Source organism: Actinocorallia lasiicapitis (genome assembly GCF_054778695.1).
In genome coordinates, this window is sequence record NZ_BAAGZI010000421.1 from 1 (window position 1) to 4,814 (window position 4,814).

2 protein-coding genes are annotated in these 4,814 nt (G+C 72.2%); both read right to left on the minus strand.

The features are described from left to right. On the minus strand, positions 1–4,182 hold a 4,182-nt coding region (locus ACYVE7_RS29205), incomplete at its 3' end, for a type I polyketide synthase (RefSeq protein WP_460369122.1). Position 4,183: 1 nt separating this feature from the next. After that, positions 4,184–4,814, minus strand: a 631-nt coding sequence (locus tag ACYVE7_RS29210) for an acyl carrier protein (protein WP_460369123.1), incomplete at its 5' end; no start/stop codon positions are given.

Below are 4,814 nucleotides of genomic sequence, written 5' to 3' on the forward strand. Positions count from 1 at the left end.
CCCGCCGGTGCCGCCGGTGACCAGCACGGTGCCGCCCGACTCCCACGGCCGGGCCGTTTCCGGCTGCGGGGCCGTGGCACGGACCAGACGGGGCGTGCTGAGGAGGCCGTCACGGATCCTGACCTCGGGCTCCCCGGAGGCGACGGCGTCGGCGAGACGCGATCGGGACGCCTCGGTTCCGTCGTGATCGATCAGCGCGAACCGTTCGGGGTCCTCGGCGCGGGCGGCCCGCACCAGGCCCCAGAGGGCGGACTGCGCGAGGTCTCCGCCGTCCAGCGCGCCGCTGGTGACGACGGCCAGCCGGGAACCGGCGAACCGGTCGTCCGACGTCCAGGTCTGGAGAGCTGCCAGGCCGTGGTGAAGGGCGGCGCGGACCTGTTCGGGCACGGTGTGCGCGGGGGCGGCCGGGAGGGGGGCGAGGACGACGGTTCCCGAGGTCAGGGTGGCGACGTCCGCCAGGTCGGTGTGGATCTGGACGTCGGGGCCGTGGGCGGTGGTGAGCGGCGTCCAGTCCAGGCGGAACAGGGTGTCGGGGGCGAGCTGGGCGGGGGCGAGCGCGCGGAGGACGAGCGACCGGACCGAGGCGATCGGGGCGCCGTCGGGGTCGGTGAACTCCAGGGTGAGGCCGCCGTCGGAGGGGGCCAGCCGGACGCGGGCGGTGTCCGCGCCCGCGCCGTGGACGGTGACGCCCGTCCAGACGAACGGGAGGACGGGGCCGGTGCCGTCGTCGGCGTCGGTGTTCAGGAGAGTCGTGTGGAGGGCGGCGTCCAGCAGGGCCGGGTGCAGCCGGAACCGGTCGGCCGTCGCGGTGTCGGGCAGGGCGACCTCGGCGAACAGCTCGTCGCCGCGCCGCCAGGCCGCGCGCAGACCCTGGAAGACCGGGCCGTACCGTAGACCGCTCGCCGCGAGCTCCTCGTACAGCCCCGCGAGATCCACGGCGGCGGCGTCCTCGGGCGGCCACGCCCCGGCCGGTTCCTCGCGGGGCGGGATGGCGGCGGTCAGCGTCCCGGTGGCGTGCGTCGTCCAGGGCAGGTCGGGGGTGTCGTCGGGCCGGGAGAACACTTCGACCGGGCGGCGGCCCGAGCCCTCCTCAGGCCCGACGACCACCTGGACGGCGACACCACCGTGCTCCTGCAGCACCAGCGGCGCCTGGAGGGTGAGTTCCTCGATCCGCGACAGACCGGTCTCGTCACCGGCCCTGACCACGAGCTCCACGAGACCGGCGCCGGGGAACAGGATCGTGCCGCCGACGGCGTGGTCGGCGAGCCACGGCTGCGCCCCCACCGACAGCCTGCCGGTGAGCACGATCCCCTCGGTACCGGCGAGCGTCACGGCCGCGCCGAGCAGGGGGTGGGCGGTGTCGGTCAGGCCGAGTGCGGCGGGGTGTCCGCCCGCCGCCGGGTCGGTCAGCCAGTACCGACGCCGGTCGAACCCATAGGTGGGCAGGTCGACCCGCCGGCCCCGGCCGGCGAGGAGCCGCCCCCAGCCGACCGACGCCCCGTTCGCGTGCAGGCCCGCGACGGCCGCCAGCAGCGTCCACTCCTCAGCCCGGTCCTTCCGCAACGCCGCCACCAGCAGAGCCTTCTCCGACTCCACCGACTGAGCGGCCATCCCGGTGAGCACCCCGTCGGGCCCGATCTCCAGGAACCGGGTCGCTCCGGCCGCCTCCAACGCCCGCACGCCGTCCGCGAACCGAACCGCCTCACGGACATGCCGCACCCAGTACTCGGGATCCCCCAGTTCCTCGGTGACCAGAGCCCCGGTCAGATTCGAAACCACCCGGACCGATGGTGACGTGAACGTCAGGCCTTCGACGACTCGGCGGAACTCGTCCAGCATCGGTTCCATCAGCGGCGAATGGAACGCGTGCGACACCCGCAACCGAGACGTCTTCCGTCCCCGCGCCACGAAGATCTCCGCGATCCGCTCCACAGCGACGCCTTCACCGGACACCACGACCGAACGCGGCCCGTTCACCGCCGCGATCCCCACGGCGTCAGTGACCAGCGACGCGACCTCATCCTCGGTCGCCTCGACCGCGACCATCACCCCACCCTCAGGAAGCGCCTGCATCAAACGACCCCGAGCCGCCACCAAACAAGCCGCATCCGACAACGACAGAACACCCGCAACATGCGCCGCCCCGACCTCCCCAATCGAATGCCCCGCCACAAAATCCGGACGAATCCCCCACGACTCCAACAACCGGAAAAGGGCAACCTCGAACGCGAACAACCCAGCCTGCGCATAAACCGTCCGATCCAGCGCCCCCGCGTCCCCCCACACCACCTCACGCAACGAACGACCCACCAAGCCGATACCGACCTCGACCGCCCAACCCGGCAGACCCTCGCTGGTCTCACCCAGCGCGCCACCCGCGTCAGCACCTGGCAGCCGATCCAGATGGGGCACTCCGCGGAGATGGGCATCCAGCTCCGTGCAGACCGCGTCGAAAGCCTCGGCGAAGACCGGGAACGCTTCGTACAGGTCACGGCCCATGCCCAGGCGCTGGCTGCCCTGGCCGGAGAAGAGGAAAGCCAGTTTGCCGTCGCGGGCCGTGTCCGTCACGGTGGCGGGGTGGGGTTGGTTCTCGGCTAGGGCGTCGAGGGCGGTGAGGAGGGTGGTGCGGTCGTCGCTCAGGATGACGGCTCGGTGGTCCAGTAGCGCTCGCGAGGTGGCCAGCGAGTAGGCGATGTCGCCGGGGGGCTGGTCGGGGTGGGTGCGCAGGTGGGCGGCTAGGCGTCGGGCCTGGAGGGGCAGTGCTTCGGCGGATCTGGCGGAGAGCAGCAGCGGTGTGGTGCGGGCGGGGCCGGGCGGGCGGGCGGGGGCCGGTTCTGTGGGTGGGGCCTGCTCGATGATCACGTGGGCGTTGGTGCCGCTGATGCCGAAGGATGAGACTCCGGCTCGGCGTGGACGCCCGTTCTGCGGCCACTCGCGGGGTTCGGTCAGGAGCCGGACGTCGCCTTCGGTCCAGTCGACCTGCGGGGTCGGTTCGTCCACGTGCAGGGTTTTCGGGAGGACGCCGTGTCGTATCGCCTCGACCATCTTGATGATCCCCGCGACCCCAGCCGCGGCCTGTGTGTGGCCGATGTTCGATTTGATCGAACCGAGCCACAGCGGGTGTTCCCGGTCTTGGCCGTAGGTCGCCAGCAGGGCCTGAGCCTCGATCGGATCACCGAGAGTCGTTCCGGTGCCGTGGGCTTCGACAGCGTCCACCTGGTCGGCCGAGAGCCGGGCGTTGGCGAGAGCCGCCCGGATCACACGTCGCTGGGACGGGCCGTTCGGCGCGGTCAGCCCGTTGGAAGCGCCGTCCTGGTTGACCGCGCTGCCCCGCACGATCGCGTGGACGGTGTGGCCGTTGCGAACGGCGTCCGACAGCCGCTCCACGACCAGGACCCCGACACCCTCACCCCAGCCGGTGCCGTCGCTGGCTTCGGCGAAGGACTTGCAGCGGCCGTCAGCCGACAGCCCGCGCTGACGGCTGAACTCGATGAACGTGCCGGGCGTCGCCATCACCGTCACCCCGCCCGCCAAGGCCAGGGAGCACTCCCCCGACCGCAGCGCCTGCACCGCCAGATGCAGTGCCACCAGCGAGGACGAGCAGGCGGTGTCGACGGTCACCGCCGGGCCCTCAAGGCCGAGCGAGTAGGCGACCCGCCCGGACACGATCGAACCCGAACTGCTGTTGAACGCGTAGTCGTGATACATCAGGCCCGCGAACACCCCGACCGGCGCGCCCTTCAGCGACTGCGGGTCGACACCGGCCCGCTCCAGCGCCTCCCAGGACACCTCCAGGAGCAGGCGCTGCTGCGGGTCGATGACCAGGGCCTCGTTCGGGGAGATCCCGAAGAACCCCGCGTCGAACTCGCCCGCGCCATAGAGGAAACCGCCCTCACGCGTATACGTCTTGCCCTCGGTGCCGGGCACCGGATCGTAGATCGACGCCACGTCCCAGCCGCGATCCTCCGGGAACAGCGACACACCGTCGCGGCCCTCGGCCACCAGGTTCCACAGGGTTTCCGGGGAGTCCACGCCGCCGGGGAAGCGGCACGCCATGCCGACGATCGCGATGGGTTCGCGGGTCGCGGCCTCCAGTTTGCGGTTGCGTTCCCGCAGCCGCTCGGTCTCCTTGAGTGAGGTGCGGAGCGCCGTCACCAGTTTCTCGTCGGATCCGCCGGCCATGTCACGCCTCCCGCATCAGGTCGTCGAGGCCGGAGCCGTCGAGTGCCATGTTGATCAGATCCTCGGTGTCCATCGTGTCGATCGAGACGTCGTCGTCCTCGGGCTCGTCGGCGGCGCCGTCCGGCCGGTCCGTTCTGATTCCAGCGAGTTCCAGCAGGCTGTCGAGCAGTCCTGCGTCGCGGAGGCGGTGCAGGGGGAGGTCGCGGAGCGCGCTACGGACGGCGGCCTCCTCGTGCTCGCCCGTGCCGTTCGCGGCCGGGGCGAGCAGGGACAGGAGGTGGTCGGTGAGCGCCCTGGCGTTCGGGTGGTCGAAGACCAGCGTGGCCGGGAGCCGTTTCCCGACGACCGCGCCCAGGCTGTTGCGGAGCTCGACCGCCGACAGGGAGTCGAAGCCGAGGTCGCGGAAGGCGCGGTCGGGCTCGATGGTGGCGGCGCTGGTGTGGCCGAGCGCGACGGCCGCCTGGGTTCGGACGGTGTCCAGGGCCAGGTCGTCGCGGTCGGCGGGTGGCAGCGCGGCGAGTTTCCGCTGGAAGGCTTCGCCGCCGCCGGAGTCGGTGTGGGCGGTGCGCCGGGCCGGGCCGCGGACCAGCCCGCGCAGGATCTCCGGAGCTTCGGCCGCGGTCAGCCCGGTC